Raw genomic sequence first — 2284 nt, 5'->3', positions numbered from 1 at the left:
CCTGGCCGGCCACGAGGTCTCCGTCGACCTGGGTGCCGACTTTGTCGAAGATGTCCGCCAGGCGCTCTACGCTTCCAAGCTCATCAGCTACGCGCAGGGCATCGACATGCTCAACAGCGCCGCCGCCGAGTACAACTGGGACCTGAAACTGGACGAGATCGCCTCGCTGTGGCGCGGTGGCTGCATCATCCGTGCCGAGTTGCTCAAGGACATCACCAAGGCCTACGCCGCCGAGGACAAGCCGGCCAACCTGTTGTTCGCCCCGGCGTTCGCAGCTGAAATCGCCGAGGTCCTCCCGGCCTGGCGCCGCGTGGTGGCCACTGCCGTGCAGCTGGGCATCCCGGTGCCGGTGTTCTCCTCCTCGCTCGCCTACTACGACGGCCTGCGCCGCAAGCGCCTGCCCGCCGCCCTGACCCAGGGCCTGCGCGACCTCTTCGGCGCCCACACGTACAACCGTGTCGACGAAGAAGGCACCTTCCACACCCAGTGGAGCGGGGACAAGACCGAGGTCAGCGCAGTAGACACCCACTAACGCCTTGCCGGTGACCACCGATCCACAGCGGTACTGGGCCACATTTTTTTCAAAGGCTGCTGCGGGTCAGCTGGTTAGGCCAAGGCACTTCTCTGTACGTATTGTGCGGCCCACGCAAGAGCGCAAGTCGACAATTAAGACCAACCTAGGCAAGGTATCGATGACAAATAGACTAATTGACGGATTTGACGGACTGCTCGCGGACCTCGACGGCGTCGTGTATACCGGACCCCAGGTGATCGACGGCGCCATCGATGCACTTGATCAGCTCGCGGGAGAGGGTAAAAGCCTGGCATACGTGACAAACAACGCGTCGCGCTCACCCGAGGAAGTCGCCATCCATCTGCGGGAGTTAGGAGCACCAGCCACCGCTGAGCAGGTTTTCGGATCCGTGCTGGCCGGTGTAGAGCTGTTGGCTGGTGAGGTCACCGGGGGCGCGTCCGTGCTCGTCGTCGGTAGTCAATTCCTCGCAGACTCCGTCAGGGCTCAAGGATTCGTGATCGTGCCCACCTCGGATGATCGACCAGACGCTGTCATTCAAGGATTTTCCCCAGACCTTGGCTGGAAAGATCTGGCAGAAGCCTCCTACGCGATTACGGCGGGCGCCCTCTGGGTAGCGACGAATATGGACATGACCCTGCCCCAGGAGCGGGGCTTCGCTCCGGGCAACGGGTCTCTGGTGGCTGCGGTAGCCGCAGCCACCGGCAAGACGCCGCTGGTAGCAGGAAAACCAGAAGCAGCCCTCTTCGAGACGGCGGCGAGCCACTCTGGCGTCGAGCGCGCACTCGTTGTCGGTGACCGACTGGACACCGACATCTTGGGCGGAAATCGCGCAGGCATGGCTACCGTCCTCGTTCTCACGGGTGTCGACTCGGTCAAAACGGCTCTGGGTGCGCGCGTGGATGAGCGTCCGAACTACTTGATCCGTTCACTGGGCGGACTCTACGAGGAGTACCCGGAGGTCACGGCCGCCGAAGGATCGTACTCCTGTGGCGCAGCAGTGGCTCGAGTGTCGGGATCGACGGTGAGCATCAGCGGCCGTGAAGATGACCTTGACAGCTGGCGTGCTGCCTGTGCCGCATGGTGGGCGGCTCACCCGGACGTGACACCGGATGCGGTGCCGGAGATCGTGTTCACGACAGTCTGACAGGGGCCCTCCGGTTGTGCGGTCATCGCGGAGGAACCAGCTGGGACCTGCGCTCCGCGCAGCTCGGTTGGTTAGCCTGAGTAGCAAGTTCGCGTTGGTGACCATTATGCCGGAAAGCTTCGGAACCTTGCGGCGGGGCCAGCATCAGAGCGTGGGTGCTCTCATCACCGCGAACTGGTAACACGAGAGACCAACCTGGACCAGCGTGGGACTTCAAAACGAACCGATACGGTGCGCTCCTGGGCCAGAACGCGATCAATATTCTCAAGGTTACTAGCCAAGACCAAAAAAGCAGGCGGGCTTCAGCTCCCTGGTGGCCTCACCGATATCTGACATGGCCGTGTGATCGCTTGCCCTCGCGGGCATGGACGCGACGGCAAGCAGATATTCTTGCCGCGGTATCCGGAGCGGTCTGCGCGGACTGACTTTTTGACCAGATGAGTAATTCCTAGGTGTGCGGCGTGGCGTAGGCGTTTTGGGGGGTGTTCAGAGTCGGTGTATCTACCCGAACGTCGTACTGGGAGGCTCACGTGGACGTGGGTCTGGACACTTTTGCCGCAGCATTCCATGTCGCTGCGGATGATTTATTGAAGGCCCTTCCGGAA

2 protein-coding genes are annotated in these 2284 nt (G+C 62.1%); both read left to right on the top strand.

The genetic code is table 11. The annotated features are described in order from the left end of the window. The coding region (locus QMG25_RS20240; RefSeq protein WP_502866464.1) for an NADP(+)-dependent, decarboxylating phosphogluconate dehydrogenase at positions 1 to 532 on the top strand (532 nt) is incomplete at its 5' end. Between the two features lie 160 nt (positions 533 to 692). After that, positions 693 to 1679 carry an HAD-IIA family hydrolase gene (locus QMG25_RS20235; RefSeq protein WP_283462918.1) on the top strand — a complete coding sequence of 329 codons (987 nt, stop codon included), beginning with the start codon at positions 693 to 695 and terminating at the stop codon, positions 1677 to 1679. Positions 1680 to 2284 lie beyond the last annotated feature (605 nt).

The organism is Arthrobacter sp. H35-D1 (genome assembly GCF_030063185.1).
Taxonomy (GTDB): Bacteria; Actinomycetota; Actinomycetes; order Actinomycetales; family Micrococcaceae; genus Specibacter.
This window is presented reverse-complemented; position numbering and strand designations above follow the sequence as displayed.